Origin of the sequence: Kitasatospora sp. NPDC101155 (assembly GCF_044768305.1) — a bacterium.
GTDB lineage: Bacteria > Actinomycetota > Actinomycetes > Streptomycetales > Streptomycetaceae > Kitasatospora.
Genome location: NZ_JBIWPN010000018.1, coordinates 48869 through 71465 on the forward strand (window position 1 = coordinate 48869; position 22597 = coordinate 71465).

17 protein-coding genes are annotated in these 22597 nt (G+C 70.4%); 13 read left to right on the forward strand and 4 right to left on the reverse strand.

Features of this window, described 5'->3' with window-relative positions:
- Positions 1–44: 44 nt before the first annotated feature.
- Both ACIRYZ_RS25820 and ACIRYZ_RS25825 read right to left on the reverse strand, forming a co-directional pair.
- Complete coding sequence (locus tag ACIRYZ_RS25820; RefSeq protein ID WP_402948215.1) at positions 45–1163, reverse strand: trypsin-like serine peptidase; 1119 nt, start codon at positions 1161–1163, stop codon at positions 45–47.
- Positions 1164–1191: 28 nt separating this feature from the next.
- Positions 1192–2397 carry a trypsin-like serine peptidase gene (locus ACIRYZ_RS25825; protein ID WP_402948218.1) on the reverse strand — a complete coding sequence of 402 codons (1206 nt, stop codon included), beginning with the start codon at positions 2395–2397 and terminating at the stop codon, positions 1192–1194.
- 381 nt (positions 2398–2778) lie between these two features.
- Between ACIRYZ_RS25825 and ACIRYZ_RS25830 the strand changes: the two genes are divergently transcribed.
- Genes ACIRYZ_RS25830 through ACIRYZ_RS25850 form a run of 5 tightly spaced genes read left to right on the forward strand, consistent with a single transcriptional unit; the run spans position 2779 to position 10419 of the window.
- A complete protein-coding gene (locus tag ACIRYZ_RS25830; protein ID WP_402948384.1) occupies positions 2779–4530 on the forward strand; it encodes an IucA/IucC family protein in 1752 nt (583 codons plus the stop codon).
- Positions 4422–5093 (forward strand): GNAT family N-acetyltransferase, encoded by a 672-nt coding sequence (locus ACIRYZ_RS25835; RefSeq protein WP_402948387.1) that lies wholly within the window; start codon positions 4422–4424, stop codon positions 5091–5093. The genes ACIRYZ_RS25830 and ACIRYZ_RS25835 overlap by 109 nt, the downstream gene beginning before the upstream one ends.
- Positions 5094–5102: 9 nt before the next feature.
- The gene (locus ACIRYZ_RS25840; protein WP_402948221.1) at positions 5103–6497 is read left to right on the forward strand and encodes a lysine N(6)-hydroxylase/L-ornithine N(5)-oxygenase family protein; all 1395 of its coding nucleotides are present in this window, start codon (positions 5103–5105) and stop codon (positions 6495–6497) included.
- Entirely contained in the window at positions 6475–8298 is a 1824-nt protein-coding gene (locus tag ACIRYZ_RS25845) for an IucA/IucC family protein (protein ID WP_402948224.1), read from the forward strand. Before ACIRYZ_RS25840 ends, ACIRYZ_RS25845 begins: the two co-directional genes overlap by 23 nt.
- Before the next feature lie 12 nt (positions 8299–8310).
- Positions 8311–10419: an ATP-dependent DNA helicase gene (locus tag ACIRYZ_RS25850; protein WP_402948227.1), complete on the forward strand. Its 2109-nt coding sequence runs from the start codon at positions 8311–8313 to the stop codon at positions 10417–10419.
- A 91-nt stretch (positions 10420–10510) separates the two neighbouring features.
- Here ACIRYZ_RS25850 and lexA read toward each other — a convergent pair whose 3' ends face one another.
- Entirely contained in the window at positions 10511–11206 is a 696-nt protein-coding gene (gene lexA / locus ACIRYZ_RS25855; RefSeq protein WP_387626928.1) for a transcriptional repressor LexA, read from the reverse strand.
- A 528-nt stretch (positions 11207–11734) separates the two neighbouring features.
- Between lexA and nrdR the strand changes: the two genes are divergently transcribed.
- From nrdR to ACIRYZ_RS25875, 4 genes are all read left to right on the forward strand, one after another.
- On the forward strand, positions 11735–12232 hold the full coding sequence (nrdR, locus tag ACIRYZ_RS25860) for a transcriptional regulator NrdR (protein ID WP_380611943.1): 498 nt from the start codon (positions 11735–11737) through the stop codon (positions 12230–12232).
- Between the two features lie 204 nt (positions 12233–12436).
- A complete protein-coding gene (locus ACIRYZ_RS25865; RefSeq protein WP_402948230.1) occupies positions 12437–15310 on the forward strand; it encodes a vitamin B12-dependent ribonucleotide reductase in 2874 nt (957 codons plus the stop codon).
- Between the two features lie 211 nt (positions 15311–15521).
- The gene (locus ACIRYZ_RS25870) at positions 15522–16595 is read left to right on the forward strand and encodes a tyrosine-type recombinase/integrase (RefSeq protein ID WP_402948390.1); all 1074 of its coding nucleotides are present in this window, start codon (positions 15522–15524) and stop codon (positions 16593–16595) included.
- Positions 16592–16918: a helix-turn-helix domain-containing protein gene (locus ACIRYZ_RS25875; RefSeq protein WP_402948233.1), complete on the forward strand. Its 327-nt coding sequence runs from the start codon at positions 16592–16594 to the stop codon at positions 16916–16918. The genes ACIRYZ_RS25870 and ACIRYZ_RS25875 overlap by 4 nt, the downstream gene beginning before the upstream one ends.
- A 593-nt stretch (positions 16919–17511) precedes the next feature.
- Here the strand turns inward: ACIRYZ_RS25875 and ACIRYZ_RS25880 are convergent.
- Positions 17512–18177 carry a hypothetical protein gene (locus tag ACIRYZ_RS25880; RefSeq protein WP_402948235.1) on the reverse strand — a complete coding sequence of 222 codons (666 nt, stop codon included), beginning with the start codon at positions 18175–18177 and terminating at the stop codon, positions 17512–17514.
- Between the two features lie 1041 nt (positions 18178–19218).
- On the opposite strand from ACIRYZ_RS25880, the gene ACIRYZ_RS25885 reads away from it, so the two are divergent.
- The 4 genes from ACIRYZ_RS25885 (at position 19219) to ACIRYZ_RS25900 (ending at position 22372) form a co-directional block, all read left to right on the forward strand.
- Positions 19219–19845, forward strand: coding sequence for an SMI1/KNR4 family protein (locus ACIRYZ_RS25885; protein ID WP_402948237.1), 627 nt, complete (start codon positions 19219–19221; stop codon positions 19843–19845).
- A 159-nt stretch (positions 19846–20004) separates the two neighbouring features.
- Entirely contained in the window at positions 20005–21123 is a 1119-nt protein-coding gene (locus ACIRYZ_RS25890; protein ID WP_402948240.1) for a hypothetical protein, read from the forward strand.
- Positions 21124–21315: 192 nt separating this feature from the next.
- Positions 21316–22077, forward strand: a complete 762-nt coding sequence (locus ACIRYZ_RS25895; RefSeq protein ID WP_402948243.1) for an SDR family oxidoreductase — start codon at positions 21316–21318, stop codon at positions 22075–22077.
- A gap of 58 nt (positions 22078–22135) precedes the next feature.
- The gene (locus tag ACIRYZ_RS25900; protein ID WP_402948245.1) at positions 22136–22372 is read left to right on the forward strand and encodes an RNA polymerase subunit sigma-70; all 237 of its coding nucleotides are present in this window, start codon (positions 22136–22138) and stop codon (positions 22370–22372) included.
- Positions 22373–22597: the final 225 nt, after the last annotated feature.

Here is a 22597-nt window from a genome sequence, read left to right on the forward strand (position 1 = left end):
CCCGGACGATCACGTCCGGGGTCCTCCGTGTTTCCCGGGGCGCGTTACCTCACGTTCTTGGTGAAGTAGTCGAAGGCCTGCTTCGCCTGGTCCTGCAGCGACGGCCCGGCCAGGTACCCGGCCGGGTTGCGGTTGCCGATCGCGCTGACGCTGATCAGGTTGGGCCTGCCGTCCTTGGTGATGAACCAGCCGCCGCCGCCCGCCCCGCCCGTCATGGTGCAGCCGATCACGTACATCGGCGGGCGGCTGCGGTCGAAGGAGAGCGCGCCCGGCGCGGCGAGGGAGTCGCAGCGGTTCAGCTCCATGCCGTCGAAGGGCCGCTCGACCGGGTAGCCGTACGCGACGGCGGAGCCGACCTGCTCGCGCGGGGCGTTGAACCAGACCGGGACGGAACCGCCGACCTTCTCCTCCAGGGACGGACCGGGGTCCGACTCGCCGCGCACCCGGACGATCGCGTAGTCGTACTGGCTGTGGGCTCCGACGCCGCCCTCCTGCAGCCAGGTCGGCGACACCAGCGCGCGCACCGCCGTCCACCGGCCGTACGGGGCGGCCTGCTGGTCGCCGTACGGCTTGCCGCGGCTCGCCCGGCCGTCCCGGTTGAAGCCGGGCACGAAGACCAGGTTCCTCACCCAGGCGCCGCCCTTGCCGTCGGTCAGACAGTGCGCGGCGGTGTAGACCAGGTTGCTGCGGCCCGGGTTGACCGGGTCGGAGACCACTGTGCCGGAGCAGACCGCGTCGCCCTGGGGCGTGGTCATCAGCAGCTTGCCGACCACGGCGGAGTCCGGGCCGTACGGGTGCTGCTGCGGCCTGGCCTGGACGGCGGCCGGCGGGGCGTCGCGCTGGACGGTGCTCGGCGCGGTGGCGGTCAGCGCGTACTCCGGGGTGGGCCTGGCCTTGGCGGCCTCCATTCGGGAGGGCGACCAGTAGCCCGGGGCCACCGGGTTGGCGAAGCCGCTGTCGGTCACGTAGCGGGCCCAGTCCTCCAGCTTCCAGCCGCTCAGGTCGCCCAGGCTGGTCGGCGCGGCCTTGGGCAGCGCGGCGGGCGGCGTGGCCGGGGCGGCGGGGCCGTCCGGCCCGCAGGCGGCCGCGGTGATCGTCAGGGCGGCGAGCAGCGCGGCGCCGGCCGTCGCGGCCCGGCGCCCACTGCTGCTGATCGTGCGCAAGCTGGTTCGTCCCCCGTGGTGGTACCGGTCACTGTTTCCTGGAGATCCAGTCCAGGGCCTGCTTGGCGACCGACTCCAGGTACGGGCCGCTCAGCGAGGTGTGCTCCTGGGTGCCGATCGAGGTGTTGCTGACCAGGGCGGTCCTCCCGTCCGGCATGGTGGCGAACCAGCCGCCGCCGCTGGCGCCCTGGGTCATGTCGCAGCCGATGGTCAGCATCGTCGGGCGCTTGGCGTCGAAGGACAGCCGGGTCGGCTTGCCGCCGTCGCACTTGTAGAGCTCCTGGCCGTCGAACGGCTTGACCAGCGGGTAGCCGACGGCCGAGACCTTGAGCTGGTCGCGGGGCGCGTCGAACCACACCGGGACGGCCGAACCGACCGTCTCCTCAAGGGACTTGCCGGTGTCGTTCTGGTTGTGCACGCGCATCACGGCGAAGTCGTACTGGTTGGCGGCGTCACCGGTCTGGCCGCCCTCGACCATCCACTGCGGCGAGGTGGTGACCTGGTCGGCCCACCAGGTGCCGAGCGGGGCCAGCTCGGACAGCGGGGCCTTCTTGCCGCCGCTGGAGGCACCGGAGTTGTTGTAGGCGGGAACGAAGACCAGGTCCTTGTAGAAGTTGCCGCCCTTGCCCTCGTGCACGCAGTGGGCGGCCGTCCAGACCAGGTTGCTCTTGCCCGGGTGCTGCGGGTCGGCGACCACCGTGGCCGAGCAGTTGCCCCGGCCGCCCTGGGCGGAGAAGAACACCTTGCCGGAGGGCTGCTTGAGGTACGGGCGGGGCACCTGCACGGCCTTGACCACCGGGGGCTCCGGGTCGGTCACGCCGTCGTCGGTGGAGGGCTTGGGGGTGGCGGGGGCCGGCTTGGCGGTGGGCGGGGCCGGGTCGGCCGGCTTGGCGTCGCCCATCTTGTCCGGGTCCCAGAAGTCCTTCACCACCGGGTTGTTGAAGACGTGCTTGGACGCCCACTTGTCCCAGTCGTCGAACTTCCACTTCTTCAGGTCGTCCCAGCTCTTCGGCAGGCCGTCCAGCAGGCTGGTCGGCAGGCCGGAGGGCAGGGTGATCCCGCCGACGGCGCCGCCGCCCGGGGTGGCCGCGCCGCTCGCCGCGGTGACACCCGGTGGCGGCGCGGCGGTCTTCCCGCCGTCGCCGGCCGGGCCGTCCGGTCCGCAGGCGCTCGCGGCGAGCAGCGTTCCGGTGACCAGGGCGGCGGCCAGGGCTGACCGGTGGATCGATGGCATCAGTGCGCTTCCCCCTGTGCTCGGTCGGACTTCGGTGTGGCGGCTCACCGCTCTGGAGTCTTCCATCGCCGTACAGGACGGCCGTGGCCGCCCCCAGGGTTGCGGGGCCGGCCGTAGGTCACCGATCCGTGACGCGCGACCAGGCGGCTCTTCGGTGCAGCAAGGCCTTCCGCCCCCGGGGTGGACAATCCTCGATCTTCACCCGGACGAGTGAGCCGTCCTTGTGATCACCCGTCAGGGATAGGTAACCCTTACTTGACGCGACGGTGCGAGCGCCCGCCGATCCTCTCCACCACCAGCGCGCGTCCGCACCCCCACGCGCACCAAGGAGCAGCCTTGAGCACCGCCCTCACCGGAGCCCCGCCCGAATCGCCGCTGTTCATGGACCAGCCCCTCGGGCCCGACCCGCTGCTGCACCCGGATCCCGCCGTCGCCGCCGAACAGGCCGCCCTGGAGGGCCTGCTGCGCTGCTGGACGCGGGAGACCGACGCCCGGCCCGGACCGGACGGGCGGCTGCGGATCGACGTCCTCGGCGGCGCCGCCCGGCTCACCGCGCCGGTCCGCTACTGGTCGCCCGGCGGCTGGCACCGTTTCGGCCCGGCCACGCTCTCGGCCGGGGAAGGGACCGCCGAGGCCCCGGTGGACGCCGTCACCGCCGCCGCGCTGCTCGCCGCCGCGGCCGCCGAACGACCCGACCCCGGGCAGGTCGCCGACCTCGCCGCCCGGGTGGCCGACTCGGTGGTGCGCACCGCCGAGATCCTCGCCCACCGCCGTACCGCCGCCGAACCCGGCGGGCCGGAGCGCTCGCACTTCCTCGCCGCCGAACAGTCCCTGCTGCTCGGCCACCCGCTGCACCCCACCCCGAAGAGCCGCGACGGCCTCGGCCCGGCCCAGAGCGCCGCCTACTCGCCCGAACTGCACGGCTCCTTCCAACTGCACTGGTACGCGGTCGCGCGCGAACTGCTCGCGGCCGGCTCCGCCGTCGCCGACAGCGCCGACCGGCTCACCGCCGCCCTCCTCGGCGGCCGCACCGCCCTGCCGTCCGGCACCGCCGCCCTGCCGCTGCACCCCTGGCAGGCCCGCGAACTCGCCCACCGCCCGGCCGTCGCGGCCCTCCTCGCCGACGGGCTGCTGCACGACCTCGGCCCGGCCGGCGAGCCCTGGCACCCCACCTCCTCGGTGCGCACCGTCTACCGTCCCGGCACGCCGTGGATGCTCAAGCTCTCGCTCGGCCTGCGGATCACCAACTCCCGCCGGGAGAACCTGCGCAAGGAACTGCACCGCGGCCTGGAGATGCACCGGCTGCTGGAGAGCGGGCTGGCCGCCGAGTGGCGCGCCGCCCACCCCGGCTTCGACATCGTCCGCGACCCGGCCTGGATCGGCGTCGACCACCCCGACCTCGGCGACCCCGGCGGCCTGGACACCGTGCTGCGCGCCCAGCCCTTCGCGCCCACCGACCGGGCGCTGTGCGTGGCCGGCCTGGTCGCCGAACAGCCGCTCGGCACCGGCGCCACCGTGCCGTCCCGGCTCGGCGACACCCTGCGCTCGCTCGCCGCCCGCACCGGCCGCCCGCTGCGCACGGTGGCCGCCGAATGGTTCCTGCGCTACCTGGACGCCGTCGTGCTGCCCGTCCTGTGGCTGGACGGCCGGGGCGGCATCGCCCTGGAGGCGCACCAGCAGAACAGCATCGTGCTGCTGGACGCCGAGGGCTGGCCCTGCGGCGGCCGCTACCGCGACAACCAGGGCTACTACTACCGGGAGAGCGCCGCCGAGCGGCTCACCACCCGGCTGCCCGGGCTCGGCACGCAGAGCGACACCTTCCTGCCGGACCCGGTGATCGACCACCACTTCGCCTACTACCTGGGCATCAACCACGTCCTCGGCCTGATCGGCGCCCTCGGCTCCCAGGGCTTGGCCGACGAGACGGTGCTGCTGGCCGCGCTGCGCCGGTTCCTGGCCGGCCCGCAGGCGACCGCCACCGGCTCGGCACTGCCCGCGCTGCTGCTGGACGCGCCCACCCTGCCCTGCAAGGCCAACCTGCTCACCCGGATCAACGGCCTGGACGAACTGGTCGGGCCGGTCGCCACCCAGTCCGTGTACGTGGACATCCCCAACCCGGTGGCGAGCGCCTGATGTTCCACGACCTGCCCGGGTGGGGCGAAGTTCCCACCCCGGCCGGCGGGTTCCGGCTCAGCCCGGTCCGGCTGCCCGCCGACCTGGAACTGCTCGCTGGCTGGATGAACGACCCCGAGGTCGACGAGTTCTGGCAGCTCGCCGGGCCGCCCGCCGTCACCGAGCGGCACGTCCGGGCCCAACTCGACGGCGACGGACGCAGCGTGCCCTGCCTGGGCCTGCTCGACGGCGCGCCGATGAGCTACTGGGAGGTCTACCGCGCCGACCTCGACCCGCTCGCCGGGCACTACCCGGCCCGGCCGCACGACACCGGCGTGCACCTGCTGCTCGGCCCCGCCGCCAGCCGCGGCCGGGGCCTGGGCGGTCACCTGCTGGCCGCCCTCGCCGACCTGGTCCTCCGGCAACGACCACGGTGCGAACGAGTCGTGGCCGAACCGGACATCCGCAACCGGCGCTCGGTCCGGGCCTTCGAGCGGGCCGGATTCCGGGCCACCGCCGAACTCCACCTGCCCGACAAGCGCGCCGCCCTGATGGTCCGCGAACGAGACTCGACTCCCGCCTAGGACACCCCTGTGGACACCTCGACACTCCCGCCCTACGACCTGCTCGGCGTCGGCATCGGCCCGTTCAACCTCTCGCTCGCCGCACTCGCCGAACCCGTACCCGGCCTGCGCACGCTCTTCTGCGACCAGCGACCGGAGTTCCGCTGGCACCACGGGATGCTGGTGGACGGGGCCCGGATGCAGGTGCCCTTCCTCGCCGACCTGGTCTCCCTGGTCGACCCGACCAACCCGTGGTCCTTCCTCAACTACCTGCGCGCTCAGGACCGGCTGTTCCCGTTCTACTTCGCCGAGCGCTTCCAGCTGCCCCGCCGCGAGTACGACCACTACTGCCGTTGGGCCGCCGAGCGGCTGCCCAACTGCCGCTTCGGCACCGAGGTCACCGCGCTGCACTGGGAGGATCCCCACTACCGGGTCGAGTTGACCGACACCGCGACCGGCCGGCGCTCCGCCGTACGGGCCCGCAACCTCGCGCTCGGCGTCGGCACCCGGCCCGTACTGCCCGAGGCCTTCGCGGGGCTGGCCGGCCACCCGACGGCCTTCCACTCCGCCGAGTACCTCGACCGCCGCGCCGACCTGGCCCGCGCCCGGGACATCACTGTGGTCGGCAGCGGGCAGTCCGGCGCCGAGGTCTTCCTCGACCTGCTCCGCCGCCACGAGGACGACGGCGTCCGGCTGCGCTGGCTCACCCGCACCCGGGCGCTCGCCCCCATGGAGTACTCCAAGCTCGGCCTGGAGCACTTCACCCCCGACTACACCCGCTACTTCCACGGCCTGCCCGGGCCCGTCCGGGACGCCCTGGTCACCGCCCAGTGGCAGCTGCACAAGGCCGCCAGCGCCGAGACCCTCGCCGAGATCCACGACCACCTCTACGAGCGCACCATCGGCCGCCCGATCGACGCCGCCCCGGTCGAGATCACCCCCGGCACCGCCGTCACCGACGCCCGCCCCGGCCCCTGCGGGGGCCTCGAACTGCACTGCCGGCACACCGACTCCGGCACCGAGCACCTGCTGCGCACCGACGCCGTGGTGCTCGCCACCGGCTACCGCGCCGCCCGTCCGGCCGCGCTCGAACCGCTTGCCCACCTGATCGACTGGGACGGGACCGGGCGATACCGGGTCGACCTCGACCACCGGGTCGCCACCCGGCCCGAGCTCACCGGCGGCCTCTACGTCCAGAACGCCGAACTGCACACCCACGGCGTCGGCACCCCCGACCTGGGCCTCGGCGCCCACCGGGCCGCCGTCATCCTCAACGCCGTCACCGGCCGCACCGTCCACCGACTGCCCGACCGCACCGCCTGGACCGGCTTCGCGCCGCCCGCCCCCGCCGGTCGCGCCGCACAGCCCACCCCCGTCGTCCCCCGTCCCCAGGAGCTGACCCGTGCCGCAACCGTCGGCCGCTGAACCGCCGCTCTACCTACCCCCGCACCTCACCGCCGGGCGCTGGCAGCGGGCCGGCCGCGCCCTGCTGGCCAAGATGTTCGGCGAGTTCGCCTACGAGGAACTGCTCACGCCCGTCCCCGGGGCCCTCGACGGCGACTACCTGCTGAAGCTGCCCGAGGCCGAGTACCGCTTCACCGCCCGCCGCGGCGCCTACGGCAGCTGGCAGGTCGACCCGGAGTCCATCCGCTGCTCCCGCCCGGACGGCCTGGACCCGCTGCGCTTCCTCCCGTACGCCCGGCAGACCCTCGGGATGCGCGGCGAGACCACCGCCCACCTGATCCGTGAACTCTCCGCCACCCTGACCGCCGACGCCCGCCAGCTCGCCACCGCGCTCACCGCCGCCGAACTCGCCGAGCTCGACCACCCGGCGCTGGAGGGACGGCAGGGCGGCCACCCGTGGATCGTCCCCAACAAGGGCCGGATCGGCTTCTCCGGCGCCGACACCGCCCGCTGGGCCCCGGAGGCCCGCAGCCCGCGCCCGCTGCCCTGGATCGCCGTCCACCGCCGACTCGCCCAGTACCGCGGCGTGCCCGGCCTGGAACAACCCGAGCAGCTGTACGCCCGCGAGCTGGACGACCCGGACGCGCTGCGCGCCCCGCTCGGCGCGGAGGCCGACGACTACCTGCTGCTGCCCGTCCACCCCTGGCAGTGGGACGAAACGGTCCTGCCGCTGTTCGCGCCCTGGATCGCCTCCGGCGAGATCGTCCCGCTGCCCTCCGACGGCGACCCACGGCTGCCCCAGCAGTCCATCCGCTCCTTCTTCAACACCGCCCACCCCGAGCGCTGCACCGTCAAGCTGCCGCTGTCCATCCTCAACACCCTGGTCTGGCGCGGCCTGCCGGTCGAGCGCACCCTCGCCGCGCCCGCCGTCACCGCCTGGCTGCACGGGCTGCGCGACGCCGACCCGTACCTGCGGGACGAATGCCGGGTGATCCTGCTCGGCGAGATCGCCTCCGTCACCGTCGACCACCCGGTCTACCGGGAGATGCCCGAATCGCCGTACCAGTACAAGGAGCTGCTCGGCGCGATCTGGCGCGAACCGCTCGGCCCCTTCCTCGCCGAGGACGAGCGCGCCCGCACCCTGGCCGCGCTGCTGCAGACCGGCTCGGACGGGCGGGCGCTGGCCGCCGAGCTGATCGCCCGCTCCGGCCTCACCCCCGCCGAGTGGACCGGCCGACTGTTCGCCGCGATGCTGCCGCCGCTGCTGCACTTCCTCTACCGCTACGGGCTGGTCTTCTCCCCGCACGGCGAGAACGCCATCGTGGTCTTCGACGACCGTGGCACCCCGACCCGGCTCGCGGTCAAGGACTTCGTCGACGACGTCAACCTCAGCGACCAGGACCTGCCCGAGCTGCGCGACCTGCCCGCCGAGGTCGCCGACGTGCTGTTGCGGGACAGCCCGCAGGGGCTCTGCCAGTTCATCCACTCCGGGCTGTTCATCGGCGTCTTCCGCTACCTCGCCCCGCTGCTGGAGGCGCAGGCCGGACTGCCCGAGACCGAGTTCTGGGCCCTGCTGCGCGCCGAGATCCACCGCTACCAGGACCGCTTTCCCGAGCTGCGCGAGCGCTTCGAGCTGTTCGACCTGTTCCAGCCCCGGATCACCCGGCTCTGCCTCAACCGCAACCGGCTGCTGCTGGACGGCTACCAGGACCGCCCGCACCGCCCGCACGCGGCCCGGCACGGGACGGTGCCGAACGCGCTGGTCGCCGTGGACGTGCGCCTTCCGGCTGGATGGGACCGGATTGTCACCCCCGCCCCGTAGGGTGGAAGGGCCATGACGAACGACTCCGAACCCCTGCCCGCGACGGACCTCGGCGACGAGGCCGAGGAAGCCGTCGCCGTCCCGCGCTCGCGGATCCCCGAACTGCTGCACGCCGCGGTGGCGGCCGTCGGCGGCGTGGAGCGCCCCGGCCAGATGCGGATGGCCGAGGCCGTCGCCGACGCCGTCGACCACAGCGAGCACCTGCTCGTCCAGGCCGGCACCGGCACCGGGAAGTCCCTGGCCTACCTGGTGCCGGCGCTCGCCCACGGGGACCGCGTGGTGGTCGCCACCGCCACCCTGGCGCTGCAACGCCAGCTGGTGGAGCGGGACTTGCCGCGCACGGTCGACGCACTGCACCCGGTGCTGCGCCGCCGCCCGCTGTTCGCGATGCTCAAGGGCCGCTCCAACTACCTGTGCTTGCACCGGGCCAACGAGGGCACCCCGAGCGACGAGGGCGAGGGCCTGTTCGACCCGGTGGACGCGCTCGGCGGGCCCACCGGCAAGCTCGGGCAGGAGGTGCTGCGGCTGCGGGAATGGGCGGACGAGACCGAGACCGGGGACCGCGACGACCTCAGCCCCGGCGTCTCGGACAAGGCCTGGGCCCAGCTGTCGGTCACCTCCAAGGAGTGCCTGGGCGCGACCCGCTGCGCGTACGGGCAGGAGTGCTTCGCGGAGAAGGCGCGGGAGCGGGCCAAGCTGGCGGACGTCGTGGTGACCAACCACGCGATGCTCGCGATCGACGCGATCGAGGGCGCGCCGGTGCTGCCCGAGCACGGGCTGCTGATCGTGGACGAGGCGCACGAGCTGGTCAACCGGGTCACCGGCGCGGCCACCGCCGAGCTGACCGTCGGCGCGGTCAACCGGGCGGTGAAGCGGGCGGCCCGACTGGCCAACGAGAAGGCCGTGGACGCGCTGCAGGCCGCCGCCGAGAACTACCACGGCCTGATGGAGACCGCCCAGCCCGGCCGGGTCGAGGAGCTGCCCGAGTACCTGGCGTACGCGGTCACCGCGATCCGGGACGCCGCCCGGCAGGTGATCACCTCGCTCGGTGAGACCCGGGACAAGGGGCTCAGCGACGAGGACGCGGTCCGCAAGCAGGCGATGGCCTCGGCCGAGACGCTGCACGAGACCGCCGACCGGCTGCTGGAGGACTCCGAGTACGACGTGGTCTGGATCGAGCGCAGCGACCGCTACGGGCTGGGCACCGCCTCGCTGCGGGTGGCCCCGCTCAGCGTCTCCGGACTGCTGCGCGAGGGGCTGTACAAGGAGCGCTCGGTCGTCCTCACCTCGGCCACGCTCAAGCTCGGCGGGGACTTCAACGGCGTGGCCGGCTCGCTCGGCCTGCCCAAGGAGACCCGACTGCCGGACCAGCGCACGCCCGGCGACAATCCGGAGTCCGGCTTCGGGGAGGATGTCGTCCCGTACTGGCGGGGCATCGATGTCGGCTCGCCGTTCAAGTACCCCAAGCAGGGCATCCTGTACGTCGCCAAGCACCTCGCCGACCCCGGGCGCGACCCCGAACGGCCGGACATGCTGGACGAGTTGGCCGAGCTGATCGGCGCGGCCGGCGGCCGGACGCTGGGCCTGTTCTCCTCGATGCGCGGCGCCCAGACGGCCGCGGAGGCGCTGCGGGAGCGGCTCGACAACCGGATCCTGCTCCAGGGGGAGGACACCCTGGGCGAGCTGATCCGCGAGTTCGCCTCGGACGCGACCACCTGTCTGTTCGGCACCCTCTCGCTCTGGCAGGGTGTGGACGTGCCCGGTTCGGCCTGCCAGCTGGTCGTGATGGACCGGATCCCGTTCCCGCGACCGGACGACCCGCTGATGAGCGCCCGCCAGAAGGACGTCGAACAGCACGGCGGGAACGGCTTCATGGCGGTCGCGGCGACGCACGCGGCGCTGCTGATGGCGCAGGGCGCCGGTCGGCTGGTGCGGGCGGCGGACGACCGGGGCGTGGTGGCGGTGCTCGACCCGCGGGTGGAGACCAAACGGTACGGGAGCTTCTTCCGGTCCTCGATGCCGGAGTTCTGGTACACCACGGACCGCAACCAGGTGCGCCGCTCGCTGGCGGCGATCGACGCCTCGGCGGCGCCGGTGCGGCCGGTGATGAAGCGGGGCTGAGGGCGGCTGCCGCCGCGTTCACCCGCGCAACGACGGGGGGGCTCCCCGCTGACGCGGTGGAGCCCCTTCCCGTTCCGGGCCCGGGAGCGCCTCAGAGGCGGCGCAGGACTGCGACGACCTTGCCCAGGATGGTCGCGTTGTCGCCGTTGATCGGCTCGTACGCCGGGTTGTGCGGCATCAGCCAGATTCGGCCGTCCTCGCGCTTGAGCCGCTTGACGGTGGCCTCGCCGTCGATCATCGCGGCCACGATGTCGCCGTTCTCGGCGACCGGCTGGCGGCGCACGGTGACCCAGTCGCCGTCGCAGATGGCCGCCTCGATCATCGAGTCGCCGCGCACGGTGAGCGCGAACAGCTCGCCCTCGCCGACCAGCTGGCGGGGCAGCGGGAAGACGTCCTCGACCGTCTGCTCGGCCAGGATCGGACCGCCGGCGGCGATCCGGCCGACCAGCGGCACGTAGGAGGTGGACGGGCGGCCGGCCGTCTCGGCGGTGTTGGGGCGGGCCACCTCGACGCCGCGGACCTCGTAGGCGCGCGGGCGGTGCGGGTCCCGGCGGAGGAAGCCCTTGCGCTCCAGGGCCATCAGCTGGTGGGCCACGGAGGAGGTGCTGGACAGGCCGACGGCCTGGCCGATCTCGCGCATGGATGGCGGGTAGCCGCGGCGCTGGACGGAGTCGCGGATGACCTCGATCACCCGGCGCTGGCGCTCGGTGAGGCCGGCCTCGTCGGTGCGGATGCCGGGGGGGCGTCCGGGCATCGCGCGGGCGGGGGAGGGGTGGGTTTCGTCCATGGCGGAGGAGTGTTCGATCGGCTGGTCGGGAACGCGGCTCACGGTGGAAAGGGCCGCGCCGGAGAGGCGGTGGTCTTCGCTACGGTCCATGCTGATGTCCACACTCTGCTGATTCGTGGTGCGCTGCCCCACCTTGAACTGGGAGTGTTCCTGCACCGGGATGGTGTTGGTTTCGATGGTGTTCACGGCGGCCCCTCTCGACGGCTGTCCTCTCCCTTTTCCAGCCCAACGCACCTCCTATCGAAAGGTTGCGCCAAACACACGTTCGAGTGAATTATTCGGGAGTTGGCTGACTCGATCAAGGCTTTGTTGTACATCGAGTAAATGTTCGACTGGATGTCGGCTCCGGAAGTCTAATCGGCGCCGACACGCCAGGGGTGTCACTTCCCCCTGAGGCCTACATGTAGTGGCTAGAGTCCTCTCCGTGCCCAGTACTAGTGGTCGCGTCGCATGATCAGCTTGCCGAGGCCGGGGGCGCATCGCTTAGACTCGACAAGTCCGCACGTCCTGCCAGGGAGGGATCCCCAGGTGCACTGCCCCTTCTGCCGGCACTCCGACAGCCGCGTTGTCGACAGTCGGACCACCGAGGACGGCAGCTGCATCCGCCGTCGTCGACAGTGCCCGGACTGTGGCCGCCGTTTCACTACCGTGGAGACGGCCGCGCTCATGGTCATCAAGCGCAGCGGCGTCACCGAGCCGTTCTCCCGGCAGAAGGTCATCACCGGCGTCCGCAAGGCCTGCCAGGGCCGCCCGGTCACCGAGGACGCCCTCGCCCAGCTCGGCCAGCGGGTCGAGGAGTGCGTGCGCGCCAGCGGCAACGCCGAGCTGACCACCCACGACGTCGGGCTGGCCATACTCGGCCCGCTCAAGGAACTCGACGTGGTCGCCTACCTGCGCTTCGCCAGCGTGTACCAGGCGTACGACGGACTCGAAGACTTCGAGGCCGCCATCGCGGAACTCCGCGCCGAGCGGCCCGTCCCCGAGGCGGACGGCACCCCCGTGCCCGTTCCCGCCACCGCGCCCTAGGCGGCGCCGGGCCCCACGAGGGCCCTCCAGCCAGCACCACATGGCCCCACGGGGCCCACGCGTGCCCGAAAACGGGGCACAGAACACTACAAACCGTGCGTAAGCGGGCGAGGTCTCCGCCTGCCCGCACACCGGAAGAACGAACCAGCGGTGCCCGGATTTTTCGGGGCACTTCGGGCGTTTGCCCAGGAGGAGGAGCGAGAAGTGACAGACACCACGAGCGGTTCCGCACGCGGGTCGAAGTCCGAGAAGGCCGTGGCCAAGGGCGCCAAGGCCCCGAAGGGCGGTCTCCGGATGGAGCGCATCTACACCACCCCTGGCGTGCACCCCTACGACGAGGTCCGCTGGGAGCGGCGGGACGTCGTCATGACCAACTGGCGCGACGGCTCGATCAACTTCGAGCAGCGCGGTGTCGAGTTCCCCGACTTCTGGTCGGTCAACGCCGTCAACATCGTCACGTCCAAGTACTTCCGCGGCGCCGTCGGCACCCCGCAGCGCGAGTGGAGCCTCAAGCAGATCATCGACCGCGTGGTCCTCACCTACCGCGCGGCCGGCGAGAAGCACGGCTACTTCGCCACCAAGGACGACGCCGACGTCTTCGAGCACGAGCTGACCCACGCCCTCCTCCACCAGGTGTTCAGCTTCAACTCGCCGGTCTGGTTCAACGTCGGCACCAAGCAGCCCCAGCAGGTCAGCGCCTGCTTCATCCTGTCCGTCGACGACTCCATGGAGTCGATCCTCGACTGGTACAAGGAAGAGGGCATGATCTTCAAGGGCGGCTCCGGCGCCGGCCTCAACCTCTCCCGCATCCGCTCCTCCAAGGAACTGCTCTCCTCCGGCGGCAACGCCTCCGGCCCGGTCTCCTTCATGCGCGGCGCCGACGCCTCGGCCGGCACCATCAAGTCCGGCGGCGCCACCCGCCGCGCGGCCAAGATGGTCGTGCTGGACGTCGACCACCCGGACGTCGAGGCCTTCATCGAGACCAAGGTGAAGGAGGAGGAGAAGATCCGCGCCCTGCGCGACGCGGGCTTCGACATGGACCTCGGCGGCGACGACATCGCGTCCGTCCAGTACCAGAACGCCAACAACTCGGTCCGCGTCAACGACGAATTCATGACCGCCGTCGAGAACGGCACCGAATTCGGCCTGCGCGCCCGGATGACCGGCGAGGTCATTGAGACCGTCGACGCCAAGAAGCTGTTCCGCAAGATGGCCGAGGCCGCCTGGGCCTGCGCCGACCCCGGGATCCAGTACGACACCACCATCAACCGCTGGCACACCTGCCCCGAGTCCGGCCGCATCAACGCCTCCAACCCGTGCTCGGAGTACATGCACCTGGACAACTCCAGCTGCAACCTGGCCTCGCTGAACCTGATGAAGTTCCTGCGCGACGACGACTCGTTCGACGCCCAGACCTTCGCCAAGGTCGTCGAGCTGGTCATCACCGCGATGGACATCTCCATCTGCTTCGCCGACTTCCCGACCGAGAAGATCGGCGAGACCACCCGCGCCTTCCGCCAGCTCGGCATCGGCTACGCCAACCTCGGCGCCCTGCTGATGGCCACCGGCCACGCCTACGACAGCGAGGGCGGCCGCGCCCTGGCCGGCGCCATCACCTCGCTGATGACCGGCACCGCCTACCGCCGTGGCGCCGAACTCGCCGGTGTGGTCGGCCCGTACGACGGCTACGCCCGCAACGCGGCCGCCCACCAGCAGGTCATGAAGCAGCACGCCGACGCCTCGCTGGACGCCGTCTCCTTCGACGACCTGGACGCCCCGGTCTGGCTCGCGGCCAACAAGTCCTGGCAGGACGTGCTGCGCATCGGTGCGCAGAACGGTTTCCGCAACGCCCAGGCCTCGGTGCTCGCCCCCACCGGCACCATCGGCCTGATGATGGACTGCGACACCACCGGCGTCGAGCCCGACCTCGCCCTGGTCAAGTTCAAGAAGCTCGTCGGCGGCGGCTCGATGCAGATCGTCAACGGCACCGTCCCGCGCGCCCTCAAGCGCCTCGGCTACCAGGACGAGCAGATCGAGGCGATCGTCGCCCACATCGCCGAGCACGGCAACGTGGTGGACGCGCCGGGCCTGAAGACCGAGCACTACGAGGTCTTCGACTGCGCGATGGGCGAGCGCGTCATCTCGGCCATGGGCCACGTGCGGATGATGGCCGCGATCCAGCCGTGGATCTCCGGCGCCATCTCCAAGACGGTGAACATGCCGGAGACCGCCACCATCGAGGAGATCGAGGAGATCTACTTCGAGGCGTGGAAGATGGGCGTCAAGGCGCTCGCCATCTACCGTGACAACTGTAAGGTCGGCCAGCCGCTCTCGGCCAAGAAGAAGGACTCCGAGGTCAAGGCCGAGGAGACCCCGGCCGCCGTGGTCGAGAAGGTCGTCGAGTACCGCCCGGTCCGCAAGCGCCTGCCCAAGGGCCGCCCGGGCATCACCACCTCCTTCACGGTCGGTGGCGCCGAGGGCTACATGACCGCCAACTCCTACCCGGACGACGGCCTCGGCGAGGTCTTCCTGAAGATGTCCAAGCAGGGCTCGACCCTCGCGGGCATGATGGACGCCTTCTCCATCGCCGTCTCGGTCGGCCTGCAGTACGGCGTGCCGCTGGAGACCTACGTCTCGAAGTTCACCAACATGCGCTTCGAGCCGGCCGGTCTGACCGACGACCCGGACGTGCGGATGGCCCAGTCGATCGTCGACTACATCTTCCGCCGCCTGGCGCTGGACTTCCTGCCGTTCGAGACCCGCTCGGCGCTCGGCATCCACTCCGTCGAGGAGCGCACGCGCCACCTGGAGACGGGCTCCTACGAGCCGCTGGAGGCCGAGGAGATCGACACCGAGTCGCTGGCCCAGTCCGCCCCGGTGGCCGCCGCCAAGCCGGTCCCGGTCGTCGAGGCGCCCAAGGCGGCTCCGAAGCAGGCCCACAACTCCACGGAGCTGATGGAGATCCAGCTCGGCCTCAACGCCGACGCGCCGCTCTGCTTCTCCTGCGGCACCAAGATGCGCCGCGCCGGCAGCTGCTACCTCTGCGAGGGCTGCGGCTCCACCAGCGGCTGCAGCTGAAAACGAGCGGAGTTGCTTCTGATGCATCACTGAGCATTAGTCGCTGAGGTCGCTGACCTGCAGGTAGGAGAGGGGACCGCCCAGTGGGCGGTCCCCTCTCCGTCGTTGCTGGCCTGCATCGCTATGAGCTCGGGCGTAACCGATGCATCGATGTTGCGTTGAATGCATCGTGACGAGAACGGCAAACCTGCCTGGGGCGGCGTCGTTGGTGATGGTCTCGGGTGTCGTACACCTCGACCCGCCGCCGGCTGTGTTCAGAGCGATGATTGAAGGCTGGGCGGTGCAGCAGCGGACCCGGTTCCTGAAGGCGACGACTATTCAGGCACGAATCGAACTGGTGAAGCGATTCGCGGCTTACACCAACGAGTACCCATGGCAGTGGCAGGCGGCCGAGGTGGAGGCCTTCATTGATCACCTGCGTTCTCAACCGCGCCCGATCGTGGTCTCGACGGCGCGCGGCTACCAGAACACGCTGCGGTTGTTCATGGAGTACGTCACTGATGCCCGCTATGGGTGGCAGCACGTTTGCGAAGGGGAGTTCGGTCAGGTCCCGACGCAGATCCTGCATGAGTGGAACACCGTCGCGCACGTCACGGACTACGAGGGAGACCCGCGTCGGCGTCCGTTGACCTACGACGAGGTCCAGGCCCTGTTCGATGCGGCGGACGGACGGGTGCAGGAGATTCGAGATCGGGGCCGCAAGGGGGCCCTCGCCGCGATGAGAGACGCCGCGCTGCTCAAGACGGTCTATGCGTTCGGGCTGCGGCGGCGGGAGGCATGGGGGCTGGACCTGACGGACCTTCGACACAACCCAAAGGCCACTCAGTACGGCCGCTTCGGGGCGTTGTTCGTGCGCTGGGGCAAGTCTTCTCGCGGGAGCCAGCCCAAGCGGCGTACCGTGCTGACAGTGCCGGAGATGGACTGGATCGTTCCGGTCCTTGACCAGTGGCTGGACGAGGCCCGCTCGCTGTTCAATCCGGGGAAGCTGCCGGCCTTGTGGGTGACCGAGCGCTGTGATCGCCTCTCGCGCCGGTCGGTCAACGAGGCGTTCGTGGATGCGCGAGACGCCGCTGGCCTTCCAGCAGAGCTGGACCTGCATTGCCTGCGCCACTCGTATGTCACACACTTGATCGAGTTCGACTACCCCGAGCGGTTCGTCCAGGACCAGGTCGGCCATGAGTATGCCTCTACGACTGCGCTCTACACCGGGGTCGGCGACGAGTGCAGAAATCGTCTGCTGAAGCGTTCGCTGGAGCGGCAGGGCAACCTGTGGGGTGCATCGTGATCCGCAAGATGGGCTACCACTGGCACCTGCGTCAGGTCATGGCCGAGCACGGCATGTTCGCCACGACGGACCTGGTCCCCCTGCTCGCCGAGCGCGGTGTCCACCTCTCCCGGGAGCAGGTCTTCCGCATGGTCACCCAGCCACCACAGCGCATGTCCATGGATACCCTTGCGGCGCTCTGCGACATCCTGGACTGCCAGGTGCAGGACTTGATCGAAATCACCGTGGTTCACCAGCAGCTGCGGAAGACGGGCACCGCCGCGCCGGTCAATGCAGCGCCGGAGATCCGCCGTACCTCCATTCGTCGCCCGGAGGGACTGTGAGCATCCCGGCGGAGACCCGGACTGCCCTTGTCGACACCCTGCACACCCTCCTGCCTGCGGCTGACACCGGCTATCTCGGGGCGCGGCTAGACGAATTGCGGGTCCGTCGCGCAGGTGCCGATGAGTTGCTGGTCTACCTCCAGACGCATCCTGACGCCCTCATCTCGGGGAGGTCGGATGGCCCGGCCTCCCGGCTACGGTTGCTGGAGTCCTTGGCTGCTGACCATTCGAGTGTCCGACGCGCCCGCTGTGTCGCCTGTGCCCGGGAGAAGGCCCTCCGGCATCTAGCGGAGGATGGCCGCTTCTGCGCTTTCTGCTACAGCCAAAACCACCTTCGCACGTGCACACGCTGCGGCGAACTCCGGCGAGTCGCCCGGCGAGACACCGACGGGCAACCGGTCTGCCAGACATGCCTCCAGCGAGACACCTCCCTCTGGGAGGATTGTTCCGTCTGCGGTAAGACAAGACGAGTGGCTGCACGACGGGACGGAAGTCCAATGTGCCAAGCCTGTCTACCGCGTCCCCCTCGGCCATGCTGCTCATGCGGCCGCCATATGCCAGTCCACGCGAACACTGACAACGGACCCCTGTGCTCACGTTGCTACCACCTCGCCCGTGTAGTCGAGTGCGCACACTGCGGTCGGAGCCAATCGAGTGTCCGCCGAGACAGGGCGACGGGCGCCAGGCTGTGCGAACGCTGTTGGGTTCCACCTGTGCTCGTCTGTAGCGACTGCGGACAGCAGCGGCGTTGCCGAGACGGGCTGGCGACGGGCCAGCCGCGGTGTGGGTCTTGCCGCGGGCGCGGTCGACCCCGAAAGCTCTGCGCATTGTGCAACAAGGAACGGCGGATCCATTCCCGCCTTCCTCTCGGCAATGTCTGCGGCCCGTGCCACACCAAGATCCGACACCGCCCGGCAGCCTGTGCCCAGTGCGCGGAACGCCGCCCGCTCATCGGTCTTGACGCCTCCGGACAGAAAGTCTGCGGGCCGTGCGCCGGCGACGCCCGCGAGTGGATCTGCACGCGCTGCGGCCGCTTCGACGCCCTTTTCGCCGACAGACAGTGCCCACGTTGCGTTGTCGAGCGGCGCCTGCGGAGCCTTCTGTCCGACCAGAACGGACAGGTCCGGCCCCAGCTCGAACCCCTCCTCGCTCTCCTTAGCACCGAGCCCGACGCTTACCAGGTCCTGCTGCTGCTCTATCGCGCCGAGTGGCTGAGCCTGCTCGGTCGCCTCGCCCGCGAGCACGAAGAGATCACCCACGCGGTCCTCGACGACCTTCCGGCCCGGCAACACGTCCACTATTTGCGACGCGCGCTGATGGCCTCCGGGATTCTCCCGACCGTGACGAGTACCTCGACAGCGTTCCCTCCTGGCTGGAAGCCAGGCTGGCCAAGCAACCCGCGCATATCGCCCGGCTCATCCGCCCCTACGCCTCATGGTCGGTACTGAGGCGGGCACGCAGCCGCAGTCAGCATCACGAATCCACCCCGAGCGTTCGAAAATACGCACGGGCCCGTATCCTCATCGCGATCAACTTCCTGACCTGGCTCGACGGGTGCAACCTCACTCTGGGGACAGCGACCCAGGCACATGTTGACGCCTGGCTGGACGGCGGAACTACCACGCATTACCGCCTTCGAGACTTCCTCCTTTGGGCCCACAGTCGGCGGCTCGCTGCCGAACTCACCGTTCCTTGGCTTGGGAGCCGAGAAGATCCCGACGAAATCCTCACCGACGACCACCGCTGGCAACTGCTACGGCAATGCCTGAGCAACGACGAGATCCCGCTGCAACTGCGGGTCGCCGGGAACCTCGTCCTCCTCTACGGCCAAGTTCCCCAGCACATCGTCAGGATCACTCGTTCGCAGCTCACCAGGAAGGGAGCGCACACCTACCTGACCCTTGAGCAGAACCCCATGCTTCTCCCGACGCCGCTGGCTGACCTATTCCAACGACTCGCTGCCGAGCCGGTCACCAGCCGCTTCGCCCTGCGCGGACTGGCCTTGGATAGTCAGCTGTTCTTCCCCGGCACCGGCCCCGGAGGCGTAATGGACCACGGACGACTCACACTCAAGCTCAATCAACTCGGTATCCGGGTACGTCCAGCTCGCAACGGCGCTTTGTGCGCACTGGCCGGCGACCTACCGGCTGCTGTTCTTGCCGACCTGCTTGGTATCCACATCACTACCGCCGTCCGATGGGTCAGACTCGTCAGGCGTGACTGGACCGGCTACCTCGCCGCTCGCGTCGACGCTGGTGCCTCCGATGGGGATTGTCGGTCGGATCCCGTAGCCTTCGGCCGTGCTGATCCCGGAGAGCCATTCACATGAGCCTGTCTACCCGTGGCGAGACCTGCTTCAGAGATGGAGTGACGAGTGGTTGGATCCGATCCTGCACGAGCAGGAGCGATCCGAGCCTTTCCCGCCAGACGTGCGGGCTGCCCGTTGGCTGGGAGCTGCAGGTGCCGTCTCGGATGAGGTCGCGGCGGTTGAGGAGCGTCTCGGTGTCGCGCTACCTCCTAGCTACCGGCAGTTCCTGCATACCAGCAACGGATGGCGGGACACGACCACCTGGATCAAGCGGCTCCTGCCAGCACAGGAGGTTGGCTGGGCGAGGGACGTCGACCCGGATCTGATCGACCCCTGGATTGAGACCGGCGAGTCGATCCAGGTGCCCGACGAGGAGTACTTCGTCTACGGCGACGAGCAGGACTGTTGTGCCATCCGTACCGAGTACCTTACGGACGCGCTCGAGATCAGCCACACCCCGAACGCTACGGACGTCTACCTGCTCAACCCTCGCGTCGTCACGCCAGAGGGAGAGTGGGAGGCCTGGTACCTCGCGCATTGGCTGCCGGGAGCCATCCGCTACCGGTCCTTCTGGGACCTCATGAACTCTGAGTACAAGATCTTCCGTGGTGACGAATAGCCCAGGTCATGGGCTGGATCGACTCCACTGCCCTGGGCGTCTGGACTCCTGAGTGTCGCGTCGAATGACACGACGCTGGCGGATAAGGGCTTGTTGCGGTGAGTGCTGTCGTGGCAGGCTCTGGGGCATGATCAAGAGAATCGAGTCCACCGTCCGCTGGTGAGCGCAGCTCCCGGGCCTGGACTGCCCGAACCACAGACAAGCCTGTTCGACTACGCGCTGCAGCTGCATCAACAGGCACCCGGCAAGCCACTCCCGCGCGATGGCGAGCCCTATCCGGACGACGGACTGCACCGTCGTCAACCCCGGCCGAAACCGCCGGAAAACCGACGCACCGAAGGTGCCGGTGCCGCTCGCATCCTGGATGAGCATTTTGCCCAGCCGCTCGCGCTGCCGAGCGCGTTGGCCGACGCCTTCCACGACGTCTACATGCCGATCCATCCCAATGACGACATTGCTGCTGCTGCCCATCGGGCAGACGGTGACCGTGTTCGGCAGGCCGGACGATGGCTCGTTCGACACGGGACCGATCGGTGTTCGGTCACTGCCGGGCTCGCCTTGCTTGCCGCGGTGGGCACGGCGGACGACATCCTGCTGATCCAGACCATCGGACTGCTCTCCAACCGCTTCGGTCCACTGGCGGCGCACGCCCTTGAGCGTCAGCCGGGAGGAGTCGATGCCCTGCTCTGGCTTGCCGAGCGAGTGACCGGCTGGGGGCGCGTCTACGTCGTTGAAGCCCTCTGCAGACTCGACAGCCCAACTGCCCGACCATGGCTGCTTCGCAGAGCCTGCGACGGCGACTTCCTCAACGGCTACTTCGCTGGCAAGGTCGCGACAGCAGCCAGACTCCATGAGGCGCTCGCCGACCTGGCCACTGACAGCGAGATGGTCGACCACACCGGTCTGCTGCTGCAGCTGATGAGCGACTGCGGGGGGATGGGACTGACCCTCGCCCACTACCCTCACTCGGCAGCGGTCCTCGAAGCTCATGCTCGTCATGTGGGTGCGCTCAGCCCGACCATCGAGCGCTATTACGGCGTAGCGTGGCTCACCCACTACCTCACCACGAGATCTCCCGAGACTGCGGGATGCACGATGGAGCAGCGGGAAGCGCTCCGGGCGACCTACCTGTCGGTGCTTGACGGGGAGGAGTGGGCCCGGACCGCCCGCGCCGGTCTTGCGGCGGGCGACAAGCGGATGCGGTGGCTCGCCGACCATCGGACACCCCAGCTGAGGCTACGTGCGTTCCCTGATCGCCCGCCGGATGTCGAGGAATAGCGCAGGCCAGGAATAAGTGCTCTGCGCCAGTACGATCCCGGTGTTCACCTCGGTGGGGTGAATCACTGAAGCGGGGCGAGGACTTCACGGTCCTCGCCCCGCTTTTTCGCGTTCCCGGGGATGCCGATGTCACGGATGCGGGCGGTGTCCGGTCCGTAGGGGGTGACGGCTTTTCCCGAGAGGAGCGGTGTGGTGACGGGGACGGTGCTGGTGACCGGGGCGACGGGGACGCTGGGGCGGGAGGTGGTGCGGCTGCTGGTCGCGCGCGGGGTGGCGGTGCGGGGGCTGAGCCGGCGGGCGCGGGGCGGGGGTGACGGGGTCGAGTGGGTGGTGGGGGACCTGGTGACCGGGGCCGGGATTGCGGAGGCGGTCGCCGGGGTCGAGACGGTGGTGGACTGCGCGACCACACAGGGGAAGCAGGACGCGGCCGGGGTCGAGCGGCTGGTGGCGGAGGTCCGGCAGGCCGGGGTGCGGCACCTGGTGTACGTGTCGATCGTGGGGATCGACCGGGTGCCGATCGCGTACTACAAGGCGAAGCTCGCCTGTGAGCGGGTGGTGCGGGAGTCGGGGCTGGGGTGGACGGTGCTGCGGGCGACGCAGTTCCACGACCTGCTGTTCAAGGCCTTCGGGGTGAGCGCGAAGCTGCCGGTGTTCCCGGTGGTGACCGGCACCCGGATCCAGCCGGTGGACGTCCGGGAGGTGGCGGCGTGCGTCGCGCAGCTGGTGGGGGAGGAGCCGGCCGGGTTCGCGCCGGAGGTGGGCGGGCCGCAGGCGCGGTCGTACCGGGAGCTGGCCGAGGCGTACCTGCGGGCGGCGGGCCGACGGCGCGTGCTGCTGCCGCTGCGGGTGCCGGGCGCGGTGGGACGGGCGCTGCGGGCGGGCGGGCTCACGGCACCGGAGCGGGCGGTGGGTCGGGGGACCTTCGAGGAGGCGTTGGCGCGGCGGTTCGGGTGAGTTCCGCATTCGTCAACCAGGGTTGACATCCTCGAAACTGTCAACCAAAGTTGACGGCATGAGCGAGAGTGGAGAGCTCGCGGCCGCCGCGGGTAGTCGTGACCCGGCCGTGGGGCTCCGGGCGGTCCGCGCCCTGCGTGATCTGGCGGACCGCCTGGAGTCCCTGCAGGTGGGCAACGCCCGGTCGCAGGGCTGGTCCTGGCAGGACATCGCGGTCTGCCTCGGAGTGACCAGGCAGGCGGTGCACAAGAAGTATGCGAAGCGCACCACCCGGGGCGACCAGGACGGAGGCTGAGCGATGTTCGAGCGTTTCACCGACGCGGTGCGGCAGGTGGTGGTTGCCGCGCGGCAGGAGGCGAAGGGACTGCGGCGCGGCTGCGGCCGTACGGCGGGCGGTGGAGGCCGAACTGGCCTGAGCCCGGCCCCGGTGGGGCCCGCGGTGGGGCGTCGGTCGTGTCGCGGACCGGTGTACGAGGCGTGAATGAAGGAGATTGACCGTCAACTGGCGGCTTGAGGCCAA